Below are 19,442 nucleotides of genomic sequence, written 5' to 3'. Positions count from 1 at the left end.
AATAAAGCCTGTTGCTAACATAGTAGCTCTTCGCGAAGCCTTGGGCCCGCCGAGCGAGTGTTACTTTAGCGTTATTCAGACGCCTTAATGCCGGGGTGGTCACCGAGCTTGTTTGAGCGATTGCGTCTATCTCGGTTGCATCAAAATAGTGGCTTCTTGAAAATCGTACATAAATGTCGTCGAGATATTCAAAAGCCAAGACCTGACCTAAATGTATAAGATCGTGGGCAACCCTTTCGAGTGTTCCGGACGCTGCATTTCTCGCGCGACGGTCTAAGATCAGAAAAGTGGGGTAATAGGCAGGAGCGCCTGCCGCCTCAAATACAAGGGGCAGGCGCTCGCCATCTGGTCTGAGATGCGTTCAAACGAACGAAAAATACCGGTCTGCAGCACTGCTCACAAATCAAAATCCTTCGATAGAAGAGTCTACGAAAGAATCAAATCTAATTTATTGTCTGTAAACAGTTAATTTCATCAAAATTACCGGTATTCGGGTCTATCTACTAAAAGGGAATTTCATCATCCAGATCGCGCGATCCACCACCGGAATTACCGCCACCAGAAGACTGACCGCCGCCGTAGCCTCCTCCGCCGCCTTGCTGGTCATAGCCGCCGGTATCACGGTCATCATAACCGCCGCCACCACCACCCATGCCGCCGCCGCCGCCACCATCACGCCCGTCAAGCATGGTCAGCGTGCCGCCGTAGTTGCGCAAAACAACCTCGGTACTGTATTTGTCCTGACCGGACTGATCTTGCCATTTGCGGGTCTCGAGCTGGCCCTCGATATAAACCTTGCTGCCCTTCTTGAGGTATTGCTCTGCGATACGCACAAGCCCTTCATTGAAGATGGCAACCGTGTGCCATTCGGTCTTTTCCTTACGCTCGCCCGAATTGCGGTCTTTCCACGTCTCGGAGGTTGCGATGCGCAGGTTGCATACCTTACCGCCGTTCTGGAAGCTGCGCACTTCGGGATCACGCCCCAGATTGCCGATTAATATTACTTTGTTTACTGAGCCGGCCATGCTGCTCTCCCTCTGGGTCTGCATTACTTTTCGTTAGATGATACCCGAATCTGGGTACACCAATTCAGCCGCTCTTATAGCGCCATCATCACCGGGGAACACGCGGTTTCTCCCTTTCGGGGCGCGCAGGCATAGGGCGAAGTCAACAAAGTCTGGTCATGCCGGACAGGACTGGTATATGATTGCGCAGCCGTCACGAGGACGGGCAGGGGGCAATATGCGCAGAACACTAGCAGCAGTCATTGCAGCGACCATAAGCTTTGGCGCTCCGGCCTCCGCCGATATTTTCGCCTCCAAAAGCCGAAGCAAACTGTTCGCGACACAGAAAAACCTTCTCGATACACGTGCGTCAAAACAATATCACAGTTCCGCTAAACTACAGCCGCCCACAGTCGTGACGCCAACCAAATGGGACGATGGCACCAATACTTTCCAAGTCAAAAAATATCGCGGGCGTTACAATGGCCCATATCTGGCGATGGCGCGTGCAGCGGCGGATAAACACGGGGTGCCACAGGACCTGTTTTTGCGCCTCGTGCATCAGGAAAGCCGCTTTAACCCGAATGCAATCTCGCGCGCAGGGGCCATCGGACTGGCACAACTGATGCCGGATACTGCAAAAGATCTGCGTGTTGACCCCAAAAAGCCCCATGAAAATCTGGATGGTGGGGCGCGCTACCTCAAGATGCAGTATCTTGAGTTCGGATCATGGCGCCTGGCCCTTGCGGCTTATAATGCAGGGCCTGGTGCGGTGAAGAAATATGGCGGCATTCCCCCGTTCAGCGAGACAAAGCAGTATGTCCGCATCATCGCGGGACGGGGTTAGCACAATAATCACATAGGTTACCTTGCGTTAACTTGTCTGATTGCAATGCCGGCCAATGCTCTCAACCTACTGTAGATTATAGTTTTTCTTTAAATTTGTGGGTATTACCCTCTTGTTTGCCCTATTTGATACCCGCTTTTGCCTAATTCATGCCCCATTAACTCGTGATGTATTAACCAGTAACGAGTAAGGCGAAAGCGAGCATCATGAGCCATGACACCTTCAACGAGCGGATTGCGCGGATCAACAACCACTCCGGTGGTGGCCGTTCGAATATGACACGCACCGAAGGTGGCACGGCGACAAGTATGTACAGCTCCCCGTCAATGGTTGGTGAAACTCCCACGGCGCGCCGCAACATCAAACCGATGTTGATGGGCGCCGTGTTGGGGATGGTTGGTGGCACGGTTGCTGCTGGTCTGGAAAATCCTGCAATGCCTTGGGGTCCGGGTTTCGAATACAACGAGATGATCGTCATTCCGGCACTTCTCGCACTTTGTGCAGGTCCTGTTATGGCAATCGCGGCAAGTGCGATGCGCGCCCGATTCCCGTCATTCTTCTTCTTTGCTGCCGCCTATTTTCCATGCGTTATCGCAACGGCTCTGCTGGATCTGCCGCTGTTTTGATCCTTCACGGTCTAATCGCGGGCCGCTGCTGACTGGCCAGAATAAGCAGTCCGCCTGCGATGGCCCAGTTTTTCACAAAGATCGACATTTGCCATCCGTCTGATGGTATAAAGTGGAAATAGCTGGTGAGCATACAATAAACCGCCAGCACGAACGCCAATACCCGCAATTTGTAACCGATTATCAGCAATATACCGGCAGCTAGGTTGAAAAATGCTATTGGCCAGACTGTCCACGCGGGCATGTAGACGCCCTCGAGCATCACCATGACCGGCACTGGATCTACAATCTTCTGTACCGCGCCCAGCAAAAACAGTAGCGCGATCAAGAAACGCCCAAGCCGGTCAAACCAGCGGGCGAACGGATCGCCTTGTGACACGGCTTTCATATCCGCGCTCCTGTCATGACCGAACGGCGCTTAATGCGTTTTGACAAGGCATTGTGGCTACTCCGCTGCGACATCGCTCATCTCGATTACCGGCTCCATCGCGTCGAATTCTTCCTGCGGGAGGTGACATTTGATCTGGTGCTGACCTTCCATCATGCGCACAGGCGGTACTTCAGTTTCGCAAAGGTTACCCGCCACTTTTGATTTCCACCCGCATCGGGTCTGGAACGGGCAACCGGGGGGCGGGTTCATCGCGGAGGGTATATCACCCTCCAACACGATGTGCTTTTTCTTCACCTTTGTGTCCGCAATAGGCACGGCCGACAGCAGCGCCTCCGTATAGGGATGGTAGGGCGGACTGAACACCTGATCAGTCGTGCCCAACTCGACTACATGGCCCAGATACATCACCATCACGCGGTCGCTAAGATAGCGCACGATGCTGAGATCGTGGGAGATAAACAGCAGCGTGGTTTTCTGCTCGCGCTGGATTTCCATAAGCAGATCGGTCACCGCCGCCTGCACGGAAACATCAAGGGCCGATACCGGCTCATCCGCTACCACGATCCGTGCGTCACCGGCAAATGCGCGTGCAATGCCCACCCGCTGCTTTTGCCCACCCGACAGCTGTCGCGGCATCCGTGTGGCAAATTCGCGGGGCAGCTTGACCAGATCCAGCAGTTCCAGCATCCGCTGCCAGCGATCTTTTTCGGATTTTCCTATCTTGAAAATCTCCAAAGCGCGCACAATCTGGCGCCCCACCGTCATCGACGGATTGAGGGTATCGAAAGGGTTCTGGAACACCATCTGGATATCGGCCACGTTCTGGGTTGTCCGCTTTTCAATCGGCACGTCGCCGATGCCCTTGTTATCCAGCGTGATCGTTCCGTCAGTTGCCGTCTCGAGCCCCATCAGCACCTTGGCAAAAGTTGATTTACCACAGCCACTTTCACCAACGATTGCGAGGGTTTCGCTTTCACGGGCTTCAAAGCTGAGCGTCTCATTGGCTTTGACCACTTTGGTGTCGCCGCCACCGAACATGGCATTGGCTGCGACCTGATAATATTTCTTCAGATTGTCGATCTTGAGGACGACCTTTCCGATCTCCCCTTTCTTTTTCACCTCCGCCAGTTCCAGCGGCGCTTTCCAATCGATCTCGTCGTGCTTGACACAGCGGGTAGCGTGCCGCTCGTTGCCCTTCACGTCCTGCATTGCGATATAGCCCCGATCACAACGCCCCGCCTCGAAGTAATCGCAGCGCGGACCAAAATTGCAGCCCTTCGGCCGCTCGTGGGGCAGGGGAAAGTTACCGGGGATCGCGATCAGGGGGCGGGCATTTTTGTCTGCACCGGGCAGTGGTATCGAGCGGAACAGCGCCTGCGTATAGGGGTGCTGCATCTCGTCGAAGACATCCTCGATGGAGCCGCGCTCGACTGCTTCGCCCGAATACATCACACAAATCCGGTCACAGGTTTCCAGCACCAGCCCGAGGTTATGGGAGATAAACAACATCGAGGTGCCGTATTTCTTGCCCAGATCCTTTACTAATTCGACCACCGCTGCCTCTACGGTCACATCAAGTGCGGTCGTAGGCTCGTCCAAAATCAACAAGGATGGCTCGGACATCAACGCCATGGCGATGACAATACGCTGCTGTTGCCCACCCGACAGTTGGTGGGGGTAGGCATTCAGAATACGCTTGGGATCAGGCAGCTTCACATCCGTGACCACCATCAAGGCCCGTTCGTACGCGTCCTTTTCCGACATCCGCGCATGGATCATAGGCACTTCCATTAACTGGCGCCCGATCTTCATCGCCGGGTTGAGCGATGCCATCGGCTCTTGATAGATCATAGCGATCTCCGAGCCGCGGATTTGGCGCAACTCCTGATCGCTCATCTCACCCAGATCCTGACCTTTGAACTTGACAGAGCCGCCGACAACGCGGCCATTTTTGCCAAGATCCTGCATCACGCCCAATGCGACAGTGGATTTGCCACAACCGCTCTCACCCACAAGGCCCACCGCCTCGCCGGGTTTGACCGAGACAGAAAAATCCATCACTGCCGGAATTTCGCGCAACCGCGTAAAGAACGAAATCGACAGCTTGTCGATCTCCAGAATGGGCCCGTCATACTGTGTCTTCGGCATCTTCCACTCTCCCAAGAGCAATCGCAGGCGCTCTTTCTAGACTTCATCATTTCTCAAAATAATCTGAAAAAGCGCAAGTATCGCCCCTGCGCTTCTCTTGTTATCAATCGCGCAAACTCTCTTCGCGCAGACCATCTGCAAGCAGGTTCAGCCCCAACACCAACGTCAGCAAGGAGACCGCGGGGGCAATCGCCGCATGCGGATAAATCGAAAGCAAGCGCCGGCCTGCATTGATCGTTGTCCCCCAATCGGGGCTTTCCGAGGCCAGACCCAGCCCGAAGAACCCAAGCGTCCCCAACAGAATTGTTGTATAGCCAATGCGCAGACAAAAATCGACGATCAGCGGTCCGCGCGCATTAGGCAAAATCTCCCATAACATGATATACCACGGACCCTCGCCACGGGTTTGGGCCGCCGCAACGTAATCGCGCGTTTTAATATCCAGCGCGAGGCCCCTCACGATCCTGAACACAGTGGGCGCGTTGACAAACACCACAGACACAAACACCACCAGTATCTCTCCGGGCATGTTGATCCAGTCGATCGCCGCCGGCAGACCGGGGAGGGTGTAGCTGTCGTTCGAGACAATCGCGCCATCATTGCTGATCAGCGACATATATGCCCAGAACAGCGCACCCAGCACTACAATAAGCAGCGGCGTGCGCACCGATGGCTGTGTGTAATAGCGCGAGTTCAGCAGCACGCAGAAGAATGCGATGGGAAAGAAGAACAGCACCGCCGCCATATAGTTCGGGATACCTGTTATTCTGATTTCTGGCGTGACCAGAAGGAAAAACAACAAGATGACTGGAAAAGCGAGGATGAGGTTGGCGACAAAGCTCAGCACCGTGTCGAGTTTCCCCCCGTAATAGCCAGCAGGCAGGCCAAGTGTAATCCCCACCATAAATGCGAAGAGGGTTGCCAAGGGTGCGATCAAAACGACGACCCACGCGCCCTTGAACAGGCGGCTGAAGACGTCGCGCGCCAGATTATCACCACCGAGCAGGAAGTATTCGAACTCCCCTGCTTCCGCTCCTCGCAGGGGGGTGCCGGGAACCTTGTTCTTCATGCCGGAATATTGGCTCAGGGTTTCATGGGTAGTAATCATGTCGAGCATGCCGCCAAAAAAGCCAGCGAAGACCCAAAACATCACAAGACCGAAGCCGATCATGCCAACTGTGCTGTCGAAAAGTTTTCCATAGAGGCCAAGCTTGCGTTTAAAGGTAATTGATACCGCAAAGGTCGCCGTCAGCGCGATCCAGACCGGCAGCAGCTGCCGCGACATGCCACCCACAATGCCTGCGCCGGTTCCCATGAAAACTCCGGCCGCAACGTAGAGAACGATAATCGCAAGTGTCACCAGCAACGCGTATTGCGCGACCATTCCAATCAAGCCTGACACCCCTTTGTCGGCCGCCATGGTGCCATCAGCATGGGCCGCACGCGTACCGGCCGAGGGTACAAGGCCCGCCACAATCTGGGATGCAACCGCGAGCAGCATCACCGCAACCGCGAGGAAGAGAAAAAGATTGAGCGGTGACAGTGCGCCCGTCCAAGTAAGCTGTTCCATTGTCTCTGCCCTCCCTTAAGAAATACGAATGCGTGGATTGAGAAAGACATAGCCGATGTCGGAGATGAGCTGCGTCAGGAGCACCACAATCACCGATACGACCGACACGGCCAGCAGGAGTTCGATGTCGTTATTACCCGCCGCCTGCACTAGCACCCAGCCGAAGCCTTTGTAGTTGAACAACGTCTCCACGATCACCACACCGTTCAAAAGCCACGGAATTTGCAGCATTATGACCGTGAACGGGGCGATCAGTGCATTGCGCAGCGCATGTTTCATCACAATATTACCAAAGCTCACGCCTTTGAGGCGGGCCGTGCGGATGTATTGTGCTGTCATCACCTCTGTCATGGAAGCGCGCGTCATCCGCGCAATATATCCCATCCCGTAAAGTGAAATGGTCAGAACCGGCAAAAAGAAATTCTCGAAATTCGCGCTTTCCATGGCAGAGGTTGCGGACCCCTTGAACCATTTAAGCCCGAAAGCCGAAGAGGCAAAGACCGCAATAAAAATGACCCCCGACACGTATTCAGGCGTGGCGGTGCTTACGATCGACACAGTCGAGAGCGAGCGGTCGAGCTTCGAGCCCTCGCGCATCCCCGCCAGCACACCAATCAGCAGCGCCGATGGCACCATCAGTACCAAAACCCAGAACATCAGCTTGCCCGTCAGTGCGAGCCGCGTAGCGACAATCGCGCCCACATCATCCTTGAACACCGTCGACTGTCCCCAGTTGCCCTGAAGCACACCGCAAAAACGGTCGCGCTCCTCTGGCGGGGTGTCTTCTGCAAAACAGCGGCCCGTCACGTTTCCCTCGACACTTTCCGTGACCCAGCCGGGGGCAACACCCAGCCATTGTCCGAATTTGATCGGCAAGGGATCCAGATACCCACGATTGCCGAGATAGGAAGCAACGGCTTCATCGCTCATGCGAAAGTTGCCTTGGGTTTTGGCCAGTTTTTCGAGGTTAGGATAAAGGTTCGTCAGCCAGAATACGATGAACGTCAGGCAAAGCGCCGTTAGCAGCATCACACCCAGACGTCTGAGGATAAATATTCCCATGAATTATCGCCCCTGTCGTTTGGTCCGGACGGTGTGGCGGCGTCCGGCGGTTTTCGGGCATTCGCCCTTTTTATGTGTCGGAGGGAATGGGACCATACAGTCCTGCGACGCCACTGTTTCAGCGTCGACGCTAGCGCCCCCCTGACCCTTGATTAATGGGCCGTCTTATACCGGCCCTTGTGCTTGGGCCTTTGCAGGTTTTGGGATTGTACTGCATGGCAGCCAATCACAGGCTGATATGAGGCACGAGTTGACGGCTCGCGTCAATGACTACGGCCGCGGAATTAAGCATTTTTACGACGTGGCATGTCGCTTTTAGGCAAATTTTATATGCGCCTTGCCAGAGTTAGGTGGCATGTTTGACGATCCTCGTGACCGGGCCTAGCGCGCCAGATTTATCGGCGTATCTGACTGGGCAGCTGTCCCCGCCCGTTTTTGCGCAGGAATGGTGCCGCGCAACTGGCTGGGCGTGCGACCGCAATGTTGCTGCATATAGCGCGTGAAATAGGCGGCGCTGCCAAATCCCAGATGCTGCGCAATATTGCGTGCCGGATGTTTTGTGGTTTCCAGCAAGGTGCGTGCGGCATGCACCACGCGCTCGGTCAGTAATTCGGCAGCGGTCTTTCCGGTGGCCAATTTGACAACACGGGTCAGATGGGTGGGCGTCACGCCCAACTCGCCAGCATAGAATGTCATGGACGCACCAGTTGCATAATGGGCAGATACTAGTTGCACAAAACGACGCGAAAGCCGCTCGCCAGCGCTGCGTTGTTGAGGGATGTGCTCTTCAAGGGCGATCTGGCGGCGCAGCCAGACCGACATCAGCGCGGCATGTGCCTCGATCGCATCCTGCGCCAGCGGGCGCATTCCCGATTGTTCGCGCTGTGCCGCCTCTATGTGTGCGGATAGCTCGCTTTGGGCCTGTGAATCGCGTACGCGCAGGTGGCGCGGCATATCGGGTAGGCGCAGTGGTGTGCCAACTGGCACTGTGACGACCTGTCCCAGCGTCTGGCGCCCGCTCTCTATCGAAAACAAGGCGCCCGCCGGTACGAACACCGCATTATGCGGGCCGAGGCCGCGTCGGCGCCCCTCAAGCATGATGAGGCCTTGACCTCGCGTGAACCACAGAAGGCTATGATATGGGCGGTCATGCGCTAGCCCAAGTCGCCATTCTGCACCGCCGCTCATCTGCGCGAGAGTTAGAATTTTGAGGTTCTGTTCGCTCATATTGTTGGAGTCCTTGATCGGGGAATGGCGAGGTGCGGACTTTGAAGTAGCAAGCAGAAGCAATGGCAGGCCGCGAAGAGGGCAGGGATCGGGAAAAGGCAAGTATGCGCCGCGTATTACGCGATGATTTTGGCAATAAAGCACAAATGTGCAAGTGCTGATTTTGTCTACTACGGTAAGGTAAGCTTTTGCCATGCGCCCATTTTGCTGCGGATCCACGTCCGTTGGCGCTTGGCGTATTGCCGCGTGGCAATGATTGCTGCTTCGCGGGCCTGTGTGATCGTAAACTCTCCACGCAGGTGAGCCACCAGTTCGGGCACGCCGATCGCCCTATGCGCGGGCAGGCTGGGGTCATACTGTGGCTCGATGATCCTCACTTCTTCCAGCGCACCCTCTGCGAGCATCGTGTCAAATCGCCGCTCTATCCGCGCCGCAAGCCAGTCACGCCCGACCTCCAGAGCAATTGCAGTGCAGTTTTCAAGCGGCAACAGGGCAGGTGGCGTATCAGATTGCCATTGCGCAAGGCCACGACCGGTGGCTGTCAGCACTTCCCATGCACGTTGAACCCTCGCGCGGTTGGCGAGGTCGATTTTGCTGTGCGTGAGTGGATCCAGCGCGTTGATCAATTCACCCAGCGGTAGCGCGTTGCCGGTCTCGCGCAGCGTAGGCGGAGTTTGGGGAATATCGGCCAGCCCTTCGGTCAATGCCTGAAAATACAGGCCTGTGCCGCCCACTATAATGGGCCGCTGGCCCTGCGCGATGATCTGTGTAACTTCGCGCAGCCAGTCACCAGTGGAATAAGGCGCATCCTGCGGCAGATGCCCGTAAAGAAGGTGCGGGGCCTGCGCCTCCTCCTCTGCTGACGGACGGGCAGAAATCACCCGCCAACAGTCATAAACCTGACTGGCATCCGCATTCACTATCACGCCGCCACCCTGCTCTGCCACGGCAAGTGCCAGCGCCGATTTTCCGGATGCCGTTGGGCCAGCAATCAACACGGGGCGCTGTGCAGGGATTGCGGCCAGTAAGGCCGCCCGAGCAGTCTGCGACATTTCTTTGCTCCTCCTTGCTGCGCTGCATTGAACTTTGGCTGTATTTGCGACATTTTACGCCCGAACGAAAGCCTCGTGTTCCCACCCCTCTAAAAGGTCTTGCCCCCATGTCCGACACGCCCAAAGCCACCTACAACCGTGTGATGCTCAAAATTTCCGGTGAGGCACTCATGGGGGATCAGGGGTTTGGCCTGCATCCACCCACAGTCGAGCGGATCGCACGCGAGGTCAAATCGGTCCATGATATGGGCGTCGAAATTTGCATGGTCATCGGCGGCGGCAACATTTTTCGCGGGCTTCAAGGTTCGGCGCAGGGGATGGAACGGACGACAGCAGATTATATGGGCATGCTTGCCACGGTGATGAACGCGCTTGCCGTGCAATCAGCCCTTGAGGCCGAGGGCATCCACACACGCGTCATCTCCGCGATTACTATGAACGAAGTGGCAGAGCCCTATATCCGCCGCCGCGCCGTGCGGCATCTGGAGAAAAAGCGGGTGTGCATCTTCGCCGCGGGCACCGGTAACCCGTATTTCACAACCGATACCGCCGCTACCCTGCGCGCCAGCGAAATGTCGTGTGAGGCGATTTTCAAAGGCACGAAAGTGGACGGCGTCTATGACAAGGATCCAATCAAGCACGCAGATGCCAAGCGGTATGAAACCGTCAGCTATGATGATGTTCTGGCCAAGCGTTTGGGCGTGATGGACGCCTCTGCGATTGCTCTGGCGCGCGATAACAACCTGCCGATCATCGTATTTTCACTGGATGAGCCGGGCGGCTTCAAGGGCATCCTTGCCGGTGAAGGAACATACACGCGCGTTCAGGGATAAGCTGTTTGCACCACAGCACCTGCTGGCAAATGCTCATTTCTTTGCCCTTAGAGGCTGGTTTGCGCGTGCCGATGGTGAAACAAACATGCGCATTTTGAACAGTCTGTTTCGGGCAATAGCTGTTTAATCTGTGTCCGGATCAAGAGTGTTGCGACAGAGCGGATGGCAAGTTTGTAGCGGTTGCTGCCGTTGTTAGTCCGAGTGCTCAAGAGGTCACCGTTGTCCATCGGGATTCCCGCAACAACGAAGTATAAGGCTTGCCCGTTCGCATGCCTTATACGATATCTCTTCCGGTTGATGGGCACCCACTGATGGCCCGTGTGTCCACAAACTCGCTAGCACTTGCGACGCTGCGGCGGCTTTTTATGTTTGTGTCGCTATGAAGGTGAGGCAAAAGTGCATTTTCCGCTCAGGCACCTGAGATAGATGCGACGGGTATTCTCGTGTTTCGTGCAATATATCGAGACCGGTCCTATGGTTGCAAAGCGTTCTTCCAATGTCGACTTCAATGCTCTAAACACTGCCGTTAACACCACCTATTGATACACAGACGAGGCGTTTTTTTTATGTCCGACGACTTTATGCTTGATACCGATGACCTGGAACGCCGCATGAATGGTGCAATTGCATCGCTGCGGACGGAGTTTGCCTCCCTGCGGACGGGGCGCGGATCGGCCTCAATGCTTGATCCCATTCAGGTTGATGCCTACGGCCAGATGACGCCGATCAACCAGGTTGGCACGGTGAACGTACCCGAGCCGCGGATGGTCACAATCAACGTCTGGGATAAGGCGCTGGTAGGTAAGGTCGAAAAAGCGATCCGCGAAAGTGGTCTTGGCATCAATCCCCAGCTCAACGGCACCATCATTATGCTGCCTATTCCGGAACTGAACGAAGAACGGCGCACACAGCTGAGCAAGGTCGCGGGCGGTTATGCTGAAAACGCGCGTGTTAGTATACGTAACATCCGCCGGGATGGCATGGATCAGATCAAGAAGGCCAAAGCCGACGGTCTGGGCGAAGACGACCAGAAGCTGTGGGAAGGCGAGATGGAAGACCTCACCAAAAAATTCATTAAGGCGATTGATGACCAGCTTGAGACCAAGCAAGCTGAAATCATGCAAGTTTAAACGCTCTTGGCTTAATTCGGGCGGGTGGCCGTCCCGCCGGATCAACCCGACTCCAAAGCAGGCCCAGAATATGCGCAAGACTTCATGATAAAACGCAACAAAAAGGTGCTGGAGCCGCTGCCTGCTGCTGGTCCCGGGGGGCCGCGTCATGTGGCGATTATCATGGATGGTAACGGGCGTTGGGCGACACAGCGCGGCAGGCCGCGTTTGTTTGGCCACCACGCAGGCGCAAAGCGTGTGCGTGAGGTGGTTGAGGCCTGTCCGGATGTGGGCGTCGAATACTTGACAATTTTTGCGTTCTCCACCGAAAACTGGAAGCGAACACAGGTCGAGGTTGCTGGCCTCATGAGCCTTTTCCGGCGGTATATCACTAAAGAAACCCGCGCCCTTCACGAACGAGGCGTGCGCGTGCGTTTCATCGGTGACCGCGTGCGTCTGGATGCCAAGCTGATCAAGCTGATGAACGACCTTGAGGAATATACTGCTGCCAACACGTCCGTGCACCTGACGATTGCGATAAACTATGGCGGTCGGGACGAGGTGGCGCGGGCCACAAAACGTCTTGCGCAGGATGTATCGCAGGGGCGACTTGATCCTGAAGCAATAGATGAAGAAACCCTTCCAAGATACTTGGATACTTACGTTTTGCCCGATCCAGACTTGGTGATCCGCACCAGTGGCGAGGCTCGGATTTCCAACTTTTTGCTCTGGCAGTCTGCCTACGCGGAATATGAATTTATCGACACGCTATGGCCCGATTTCACCCGTGAGGAGTTCGCCCGTCTGTGCGGCTCCTATGGCGGGCGCGACCGGCGCTTTGGCGGCGTCAAACCCTGAGGGCCGGAAACAATATGAGCAACACCGAAAAGTGGTCAGATCTAACGGCACGTGTGTGGTCCGCACTGGTGATGGTGGTTTTTGCCGCCATCGGCATATGGGCCGGCGGGCATGTGTTCCATATTCTGGTGGCTCTCATCGTTGGCCTGATGGTTTGGGAATTGGTCGATATGATTACCCCGCCTGAGCGGCGCAATATCTCGCGTATATTGGGGAGCATGACGGGCGTTGCCCTTTTGGCAGCAGCTTATCTGCCTGTAGGCTTTGCTCTACCGCTTTTGCTCGCGCCTGCGCTTGTCGGCTTCGGGCAGCTTGAGCGGAACCGCACCATCTACATGACATTCACCGTGATGATCGTTTTGTCCGGCTTCGGGATGATGCAGGTGCGCGATGACATGGGCGTTGAATGGATGCTCTGGCTCGTGCTCGTTGTGGTGGTGACCGACGTGGTCGGGTATTTCGCCGGTCGCGCCATTGGCGGCCCCAAGTTCTGGCCCAAGGTCAGCCCGAAAAAAACATGGTCGGGCACTGCGGCGGGCTGGGTCGGGGCCGGTATTGTGGGTTTTCTGTTCTCCGTTAACACCGGTGTGGGGCTGCAACTGATTGGCATTTCTGTAGCGGTTTCAATGGCTTCCCAAATGGGTGATATCGCAGAGAGTGGCATGAAGCGTAAAATGGGGGTAAAGGACAGCTCGAACCTTATTCCTGGCCACGGCGGTCTGATGGACCGTTTCGACGGGATGCTGGGTGCTTCGGTCTTCTTGCTCATCATCGGCCAGTTTATCGGCTTTCCGCCCGGCGTGGGGTGAACAGATGCGCAAGGTCAGTATATTCGGCGCAACCGGTTCCATCGGGCAAAACACCATTGATCTGATTAAGCGCGCGCCCGACGAATATGATGTTGTTGCCCTAACCGGAGCGCAGAATATCGCGCAGCTTGCCGCGGATGCAAAAGCCCTCAAGGCCAAAATTGCCATTACGGCAGATGAAGCCCGATTGGAAGATCTGCGCGCAGCGCTGGACGGTACAGGCATCGCGGTTGCCGCGGGTGCGCTGGCAATCGTCGAGGCCGCACACCGTCCGGCAGACTGGATCATGTCTTCGATCGTTGGTGCGGCTGGTCTGGCGCCGGGGATTGCCGCGCTGTCACAAGGCACGACCTTGGCCCTCGCCAACAAGGAATCGCTGGTTTGCGCGGGCAAGCTTTTGCTTGAGACGGGCAGGGCACATGGCGCGCAAATATTGCCCGTTGATAGTGAGCATTCGGCGGTTTTTCAGGCCCTTGTGGGAGAAGAGATAGACGCAGTCGAGCGGATTATTATCACCGCATCGGGTGGAGCGTTCCGTGATTGGCCGCTGGAAAATCTGCCCGAAGCGACGCTTGAGCAGGCTTCGTACCACCCCAACTGGGACATGGGGCAGCGGATCACAATAGACAGTGCATCAATGTTCAACAAAGCAATGGAAATCATCGAAACCCGCGAGTTTTTTGGCGTGGACCCCGCGATGATCGAAGTATTGATTCACCCGCAAAGCATGATCCATGCGCTTGTCGGCTTTACCGATGGGGCGTTGATGGCGCATGTCGGACCGGCAGACATGCGCCATGCCATAGGGTATGCGCTCCACCATCCCGTCCGGCGCCACCTGCCGGTGGAGCGACTTGATCTGGCGAAGATCGGTGCATTCGAATTTCGCGCCCCTGATGATCTGCGCTGGCCCGCGCTGCGCATTGCCCGCGAGGTCATGGCGCGGGGCGGTTTGGCGGGGGCTGTGTTCAATGCGGCAAAGGAAACGGCATTGGATGGGTTTATCGCGGGCAAGCTGAAATTCACCCAGATGTCGGATGTCGTCTCACAAACTCTTGATGCGATGGATGCGTCAGGTGGTCATATTGATGCCACCATGACCCTTGATAACGTGGTCGAAACAGACCATCAGGCCCGCAAGGTCACACGGTTGGCCATAGAAAAAAAAGCAAGGTAGAGCATTGGATATTACAACACTTATTCCGCAGTTTGGCGGATTTGTCTGGACGCTTGTTGCGTTTGTGATCGCATTGTCGGTGATTGTCGCGATCCACGAGTATGGCCACTACATTGTCGGGCGTTGGTGTGGAATCAGGGCAGATGTTTTTTCGCTGGGGTTCGGGCCTGTGCTGTATTCGCGGTTCGACAAGCGCGGGACCAAATGGCAGATCGCTCTGCTGCCCTTTGGCGGCTACGTGAAGTTTGCCGGTGATGCCAATGCCGCCTCGGGCAAGGACGAAGATGCGATGGCGCAGGTTGCCACCGATCCTGCGCGCCTGCGCGAGACGATGCACGGTGCGCCGCTCTGGGCGCGCGCGCTGACGGTGGTAGCGGGCCCTGTTTTCAATTTCGCCCTGTCTATCCTTGTCTTTGCCGGTGTGGGCCTGACCATAGGCACGGTGAGTGAGCCGCTGACCGTTGCAGCGGTCAAGCCGCTACCGGTTACTGTTGAAGGTCTTGAGCCGGGTGATGTATTGCAAGCGATAGCGGGCCGCGAAATTCCTGCGAGCACACAGACCCCCGAATACCGCGAATTTATGGATGCGCTCCCGCTGGAGCCTGTGTTGGATTATAGTGTGCTTCGTAACGGGGTGTCACTGACAGTTGACGGTCCTTATCCGAACCCCGCGTTGGTCGGCGGTGTCGGGCCACAGACCGCCGCTCTCGAAGCGGGCCTTGTGAGTGGTGATGTGATCGTGGGTATCGACGGAGTTCCCACATTCGCGTTTCAACAGCTCAAGGAAGCTGTGGAGAGCTCGGAAGGGCGCCCGCTGTTGCTGGACGTTTGGCGGGCAGGGGAGGTACTGAAATTCACGCTTGTTCCCAAATCCACCGATGAGCCACAGGCGGACGGGAGCTTTGTGAACGTGCTGCGGATCGGAATTTCGAGCGATAGTGCCATAACTCCCGCCACTGAGACACCCAGCCTGCTCGAAGCGGCAGAGCGCGGCATCGCTGGCACGTGGCGGATCATCAAAGGCTCGCTTTCGGGCATGTGGCACATGGTGACGGGTGCCATAAGCTCGTGCAATATGTCGGGACCTGTGGGCATTGCAAAAGTTTCCGGTGCAATGGCCAGTCAGGGCGCGCTGAGCTTTATCAACTTTATCGCCGTGCTCAGCACCGCAGTGGGCCTGCTCAATCTGTTCCCCATTCCTGCGCTCGATGGCGGGCACTTGATGTTTTATGCCTACGAGGCCGTGACCGGCAAACCGCCGAGCGACAAAGCGTTGCGCGTGCTGATGACCATAGGCATTTCGATGGTGCTTGGGCTGATGCTGTTTGCGCTGTTTAACGATTTCTTCTGCCCGTGACGCTGGCGACAATTTATTGAAAATTAGTGAAAGCAGGGCAATTGCCTTGCTTTTGCCACATTTGACCCCCGCGGCTGCCACATTCCGGTGTCATATTTCAAATTGAATTGATTCCGCAGCGAATGGAGAGTCCCATGCAAACGATCGTAAAAAGTTATCGTGGCCTTAGTGTTCTTATGGACCTCAACTGGGATCGCGCGCTCTATATGTGCACCATGATTTTCGCGCTTTGCGCCGGTGCCTTTCTGGGCAGCATCCACTAGGATATTTGCGCCGGATTGAGAATAAAGGGGGGCTGCCCAAGGGGCAGCCCCGTTTTCGTTTAAAAAACGGGCCTCATAGTTTTGACAACCACGCCCCTGACAGGTAGTCAGATAGCAACGGTGTCAATAAAATTGGGTATAAACCATGAACCTGGGGTCAACGATGCGCGCCTCCCGCGTGCTTGAGCAGTGCAGCTACTATCGGCCGGGCCTTAAAGGTCTTGCGTTTTCTTTATTGTTAACAACTGCTTGGGTTGCGCCTGCGCAGCATGCATTTGCACAACAATATCAATTCAATACAGTCCGTATCGAGGGCAACGAGCGCATAGGCGACAGTGCGATCCTGTCCCAAGCCGGAATCGCGCGCGGTCAGGCCGTGTCTGCTGGGGAGCTTAATGATGCTTACCAGCGTCTCAACAACTCCGGTTTGTTTGAATCAGTCGCAATCTCACCTCAGGGAAGCACCCTCGAGATCACAGTCGTCGAATTGCCGACGATCAACCGGATCTCGTTCGAGGGTAACCGTCGCATCAAGGACGAAGCGCTGAGCGCTGTGATCGACTCCACTGCGCGACGTGTATTCAATCCGTCGCTTGCGGAAAAAGACGCCAATTCCATCGCCGAAGCCTATTCGAATGACGGTCGCCTGTCCGCCCGCGTTCAGCCCAAAGTGATCAAGCGCAACCAGAACCGCGTCGATCTGGTGTTTGAAATTTTCGAGGGCGACAACGTCGAGGTCGAGCGGCTTAGTTTTGTGGGCAACCGCAAGTATTCCGATGGTCGTCTGCGCCGCGTGCTGGGCACCAAGCAGGCGGGAATTTTCCGCCGTCTGATCAGGCGCGATACCTTTGTCGAGGACCGCGTCGAGTTCGATAAACAGGTTCTACGCGATTTCTATTTCTCACGCGGCTATGTCGATATGCGTATCAATTCCGTGAACGCAGAACTGACGCAGGAGCGGGACGGTTATTTCGTTGGGTTCAACATTCAAGAAGGCCAGCAGTTCCAGTTCGGTCAGGTGACGGTCACCTCCGAGTTGAACAATGTGGATGGCGATGCTTACCGCGACATCCTCAAGATCAAGCCAGGCGTCGTATATTCCCCGACATTGGTCGAAGCCGAGATTGCCCGCATCGAGCGGCAGGCGATCCGTGACGGTATCGACTTTATGCGCGTAGAACCGCGCGTGACCCGCAACGAGCGTGATCTGACGCTGGACGTCGATTTTGTTTTGTCGCGCGGAGATCGTATTTTCGTGGAGCGTATCGACATCGAGGGCAACACCACCACCCTTGATCGTGTTGTGCGCGAGCAGTTTGACAGCGTCGAGGGTGATCCCTTCAATCCGCGTGAAATCCGCCAATCTGCCGAGCGTATCCGCGCATTGGGCTATTTCGAGACTGCAGAAGTCAACGCCCGCGAGGGATCAACACCCGAGCAGGTTGTGATCGATGTCGATGTGGAGGAAAAGCCGACAGGTTCGCTGAACTTCGGGGGGTCGTTCTCTTCCTCTGACGGCATCGGTGTGGCAGTCAGTTTCGCCGAACAAAACTTTCTCGGTCGTGGGCAAAAGCTCTTCTTGAATGTCACCACAGCCTCGGAAGCGCGCCGCTACGGCTTTCGCTTTATCGAGCCATCTTTGCTGGGCCGCGACGTAAGCCTTGGACTGGAGTTGGACTTTTCCGAGACGAACTCGTCGTTTTCGAGCTATGACAGCACGCGCTTGACCTTCCGCCCCAGCCTGAGCTTTCCAGTCAGTGAAAACGGGCGTTTGCAGGTGCGCTATACTGCTGAAGAGATCGAAGCGACCGACCGTGACGATGACGAAACCTTTGCGGGTGGCATTATTGCGAACGACATTGCCGCCGGTCCGTTGACAAGTTCGGCACTCGGCTATGAGTATACCTATGATACGCGGCGCACTGGACTTGATCCTAACCGGGGTGTTCTGTTCCGCTTCAGTCAGGATTTCGCCGGATTGGGCGGCGATCAGGAGTATATCCGCACTGTCGCAAGGGTCATCGGGGAACAGAAGTTGTTTAACGAAGAAGTAACCTTGCGTGCGACACTCGAGGGTGGGGCGCTGGCATGGGGCGGTGGCACAAACCGCGCACTCGATCGTTTTACTCTCTCCACATCGCAGTTGCGCGGTTTTGAGCCGGGCGGTATCGGGCCACGCGATACCGCCAGTGACGAGGGCGATTCCCTTGGCGGAAACCTTTATGTTGTTGGACGTGTCGAGGCGGAATTCCCGCTTGGCCTGCCCGAAGAATATGGTATCCGCGGCGGTGTTTTCTATGACGTCGGAAACCTTTGGGACCTTTCAGACGTAAATTTGAGCGGTGGAACTGTCGCGGGAGAGAGTGGTTCGTTCCGCCATGTCATTGGTGTCTCGATCTATTGGGATACACCGGTCGGGCCGCTGCAGTTCAATATTTCGGACGCGATCAAGAAAGAAGATTTTGACCGCGAGCAAAAGTTCGAAGTAACACTCCAGACGCAATTCTGATCCATGGGCCGCGTGCTCGCTTCGCTGATTTTATCGCTGGTGCTGCTAAATGCAGCGCCAGCGTCAGCGCAAGTACAGGCTGGCCCTACGCGGGGCATCCTGACCTTCGACAGTGACAGGCTTTTTCTCGACAGTGATTTCGGTATTCGCGTTGCACGTGAAATCGAGGCTGCTGGCAACGAGTTGGTAGCGGAGAACCGTCGTCTCGAAGCGGAACTGGCGAAAGCCGAGCAGGACCTTACCGACAGGCGCGCCACCATGTCACCAGAGGCATTCCGCCCGTTGGCAGATGCCTTTGATGTCCGTGTACAGTCTTCGCGACAGGAGCAGGCGGCAAAATCGCGCGCTCTCAATGCCCTTTTGTCGCAAGAGCGGGAGGTTTTTCTCAGGACGGCCACCCCGATATTACAAGAGTTGATGGCCGAGACTGGCGCTACGGTCATGCTCGAGCGGCGCACGGTGTTTTTGAGCACAAACGACAGTGATATTACCGAAGCCGCAATTACGCGCCTGAACGAGCGGTTGGGCGACGGCGCAGAAGCCGCTGCACCGCCCGCAAAAGATCCCGTCAGACCTTAGCACCAATCTTGCGCCTGCTTG

The 19,442-nt window shown here is 56.0% G+C and carries 18 protein-coding genes; 11 read left to right on the top strand and 7 right to left on the bottom strand.

Annotated features, from left to right (window positions below; all coding sequences use genetic code 11):
- Positions 1 to 503: 503 nt before the first annotated feature.
- Complete coding sequence (gene ssb, locus C8N30_RS14945; RefSeq protein ID WP_025061990.1) at positions 504 to 1,025, bottom strand: single-stranded DNA-binding protein; 522 nt, start codon at positions 1,023 to 1,025, stop codon at positions 504 to 506.
- Positions 1,026 to 1,242: 217 nt separating this feature from the next.
- Between ssb and C8N30_RS14940 the strand changes: the two genes are divergently transcribed.
- Both C8N30_RS14940 and C8N30_RS14935 read left to right on the top strand, forming a co-directional pair.
- On the top strand, positions 1,243 to 1,851 hold the full coding sequence (locus tag C8N30_RS14940; protein ID WP_025061991.1) for a lytic transglycosylase domain-containing protein: 609 nt from the start codon (positions 1,243 to 1,245) through the stop codon (positions 1,849 to 1,851).
- A 206-nt stretch (positions 1,852 to 2,057) separates the two neighbouring features.
- Positions 2,058 to 2,477 (top strand): hypothetical protein, encoded by a 420-nt coding sequence (locus tag C8N30_RS14935; RefSeq protein ID WP_025061992.1) that lies wholly within the window; start codon positions 2,058 to 2,060, stop codon positions 2,475 to 2,477.
- A 4-nt stretch (positions 2,478 to 2,481) separates the two neighbouring features.
- On the opposite strand, the gene C8N30_RS14930 is transcribed toward C8N30_RS14935, so the two are convergent.
- From C8N30_RS14930 to miaA, 6 genes are all read right to left on the bottom strand, one after another.
- Positions 2,482 to 2,865 (bottom strand): DoxX family protein, encoded by a 384-nt coding sequence (locus C8N30_RS14930; RefSeq protein WP_025061993.1) that lies wholly within the window; start codon positions 2,863 to 2,865, stop codon positions 2,482 to 2,484.
- Positions 2,866 to 2,922: 57 nt separating this feature from the next.
- Positions 2,923 to 5,016, bottom strand: coding sequence for a dipeptide ABC transporter ATP-binding protein (locus C8N30_RS14925; protein ID WP_025061994.1), 2,094 nt, complete (start codon positions 5,014 to 5,016; stop codon positions 2,923 to 2,925).
- A 103-nt stretch (positions 5,017 to 5,119) separates the two neighbouring features.
- Positions 5,120 to 6,586: an ABC transporter permease gene (locus C8N30_RS14920; protein ID WP_025061995.1), complete on the bottom strand. Its 1,467-nt coding sequence runs from the start codon at positions 6,584 to 6,586 to the stop codon at positions 5,120 to 5,122.
- Between the two features lie 15 nt (positions 6,587 to 6,601).
- Positions 6,602 to 7,648, bottom strand: a complete 1,047-nt coding sequence (locus C8N30_RS14915; RefSeq protein ID WP_025061996.1) for an ABC transporter permease — start codon at positions 7,646 to 7,648, stop codon at positions 6,602 to 6,604.
- A gap of 381 nt (positions 7,649 to 8,029) precedes the next feature.
- On the bottom strand, positions 8,030 to 8,875 hold the full coding sequence (locus C8N30_RS14910) for a helix-turn-helix domain-containing protein (protein ID WP_025061997.1): 846 nt from the start codon (positions 8,873 to 8,875) through the stop codon (positions 8,030 to 8,032).
- Positions 8,876 to 9,045: 170 nt separating this feature from the next.
- Entirely contained in the window at positions 9,046 to 9,927 is an 882-nt protein-coding gene (gene miaA / locus C8N30_RS14905) for a tRNA (adenosine(37)-N6)-dimethylallyltransferase MiaA (RefSeq protein WP_025061998.1), read from the bottom strand.
- A 107-nt stretch (positions 9,928 to 10,034) separates the two neighbouring features.
- Here miaA and pyrH point away from each other — a divergent pair, with 107 nt between their 5' ends.
- From pyrH to C8N30_RS14865, 9 genes are all read left to right on the top strand, one after another.
- Complete coding sequence (pyrH, locus tag C8N30_RS14900) at positions 10,035 to 10,760, top strand: UMP kinase (RefSeq protein ID WP_025061999.1); 726 nt, start codon at positions 10,035 to 10,037, stop codon at positions 10,758 to 10,760.
- Between the two features lie 566 nt (positions 10,761 to 11,326).
- The gene (gene frr / locus C8N30_RS14895; RefSeq protein ID WP_025062000.1) at positions 11,327 to 11,890 is read left to right on the top strand and encodes a ribosome recycling factor; all 564 of its coding nucleotides are present in this window, start codon (positions 11,327 to 11,329) and stop codon (positions 11,888 to 11,890) included.
- Positions 11,891 to 11,974: 84 nt separating this feature from the next.
- Positions 11,975 to 12,727 (top strand): polyprenyl diphosphate synthase, encoded by a 753-nt coding sequence (uppS, locus tag C8N30_RS14890; RefSeq protein ID WP_025062001.1) that lies wholly within the window; start codon positions 11,975 to 11,977, stop codon positions 12,725 to 12,727.
- A 14-nt stretch (positions 12,728 to 12,741) separates the two neighbouring features.
- Positions 12,742 to 13,536, top strand: coding sequence for a phosphatidate cytidylyltransferase (locus C8N30_RS14885; RefSeq protein ID WP_025062002.1), 795 nt, complete (start codon positions 12,742 to 12,744; stop codon positions 13,534 to 13,536).
- A gap of 4 nt (positions 13,537 to 13,540) precedes the next feature.
- Positions 13,541 to 14,713 carry a 1-deoxy-D-xylulose-5-phosphate reductoisomerase gene (gene dxr / locus C8N30_RS14880; RefSeq protein WP_025062003.1) on the top strand — a complete coding sequence of 391 codons (1,173 nt, stop codon included), beginning with the start codon at positions 13,541 to 13,543 and terminating at the stop codon, positions 14,711 to 14,713.
- A gap of 4 nt (positions 14,714 to 14,717) precedes the next feature.
- Positions 14,718 to 16,070 carry an RIP metalloprotease RseP gene (gene rseP, locus C8N30_RS14875; protein WP_025062004.1) on the top strand — a complete coding sequence of 451 codons (1,353 nt, stop codon included), beginning with the start codon at positions 14,718 to 14,720 and terminating at the stop codon, positions 16,068 to 16,070.
- Between the two features lie 134 nt (positions 16,071 to 16,204).
- A complete protein-coding gene (locus tag C8N30_RS19855) occupies positions 16,205 to 16,333 on the top strand; it encodes a hypothetical protein (RefSeq protein WP_269667556.1) in 129 nt (42 codons plus the stop codon).
- A 145-nt stretch (positions 16,334 to 16,478) separates the two neighbouring features.
- Positions 16,479 to 18,842, top strand: a complete 2,364-nt coding sequence (bamA, locus tag C8N30_RS14870; protein WP_025062005.1) for an outer membrane protein assembly factor BamA — start codon at positions 16,479 to 16,481, stop codon at positions 18,840 to 18,842.
- A 3-nt stretch (positions 18,843 to 18,845) separates the two neighbouring features.
- A complete protein-coding gene (locus tag C8N30_RS14865) occupies positions 18,846 to 19,421 on the top strand; it encodes an OmpH/Skp family outer membrane protein (protein WP_025062006.1) in 576 nt (191 codons plus the stop codon).
- Positions 19,422 to 19,442 lie beyond the last annotated feature (21 nt).

This window comes from Sulfitobacter guttiformis (assembly GCF_003610455.1).
GTDB classification, from domain to species: domain Bacteria; phylum Pseudomonadota; class Alphaproteobacteria; order Rhodobacterales; family Rhodobacteraceae; genus Sulfitobacter; species Sulfitobacter guttiformis.
The sequence above is the reverse complement of the archived record's forward strand: the minus strand, read 5'-3'. Positions and strand labels throughout refer to the sequence as shown.

Coding starts and splice junctions, on each gene's coding strand:
- ssb (WP_025061990.1), bottom strand. CDS start 1,025: ATGGCCGGCTCAGTAAACAAAGTAATATTAATCGGCAATCTGGGGCGT.
- C8N30_RS14940 (WP_025061991.1), top strand. CDS start 1,243: ATGCGCAGAACACTAGCAGCAGTCATTGCAGCGACCATAAGCTTTGGC.
- C8N30_RS14935 (WP_025061992.1), top strand. CDS start 2,058: ATGAGCCATGACACCTTCAACGAGCGGATTGCGCGGATCAACAACCAC.
- C8N30_RS14930 (WP_025061993.1), bottom strand. CDS start 2,865: ATGAAAGCCGTGTCACAAGGCGATCCGTTCGCCCGCTGGTTTGACCGG.
- C8N30_RS14925 (WP_025061994.1), bottom strand. CDS start 5,016: ATGCCGAAGACACAGTATGACGGGCCCATTCTGGAGATCGACAAGCTG.
- C8N30_RS14920 (WP_025061995.1), bottom strand. CDS start 6,586: ATGGAACAGCTTACTTGGACGGGCGCACTGTCACCGCTCAATCTTTTT.
- C8N30_RS14915 (WP_025061996.1), bottom strand. CDS start 7,648: ATGGGAATATTTATCCTCAGACGTCTGGGTGTGATGCTGCTAACGGCG.
- C8N30_RS14910 (WP_025061997.1), bottom strand. CDS start 8,875: ATGAGCGAACAGAACCTCAAAATTCTAACTCTCGCGCAGATGAGCGGC.
- miaA (WP_025061998.1), bottom strand. CDS start 9,927: ATGTCGCAGACTGCTCGGGCGGCCTTACTGGCCGCAATCCCTGCACAG.
- pyrH (WP_025061999.1), top strand. CDS start 10,035: ATGTCCGACACGCCCAAAGCCACCTACAACCGTGTGATGCTCAAAATT.
- frr (WP_025062000.1), top strand. CDS start 11,327: ATGTCCGACGACTTTATGCTTGATACCGATGACCTGGAACGCCGCATG.
- uppS (WP_025062001.1), top strand. CDS start 11,975: ATGATAAAACGCAACAAAAAGGTGCTGGAGCCGCTGCCTGCTGCTGGT.
- C8N30_RS14885 (WP_025062002.1), top strand. CDS start 12,742: ATGAGCAACACCGAAAAGTGGTCAGATCTAACGGCACGTGTGTGGTCC.
- dxr (WP_025062003.1), top strand. CDS start 13,541: ATGCGCAAGGTCAGTATATTCGGCGCAACCGGTTCCATCGGGCAAAAC.
- C8N30_RS19855 (WP_269667556.1), top strand. CDS start 16,205: ATGCAAACGATCGTAAAAAGTTATCGTGGCCTTAGTGTTCTTATGGAC.
- bamA (WP_025062005.1), top strand. CDS start 16,479: ATGAACCTGGGGTCAACGATGCGCGCCTCCCGCGTGCTTGAGCAGTGC.
- C8N30_RS14865 (WP_025062006.1), top strand. CDS start 18,846: ATGGGCCGCGTGCTCGCTTCGCTGATTTTATCGCTGGTGCTGCTAAAT.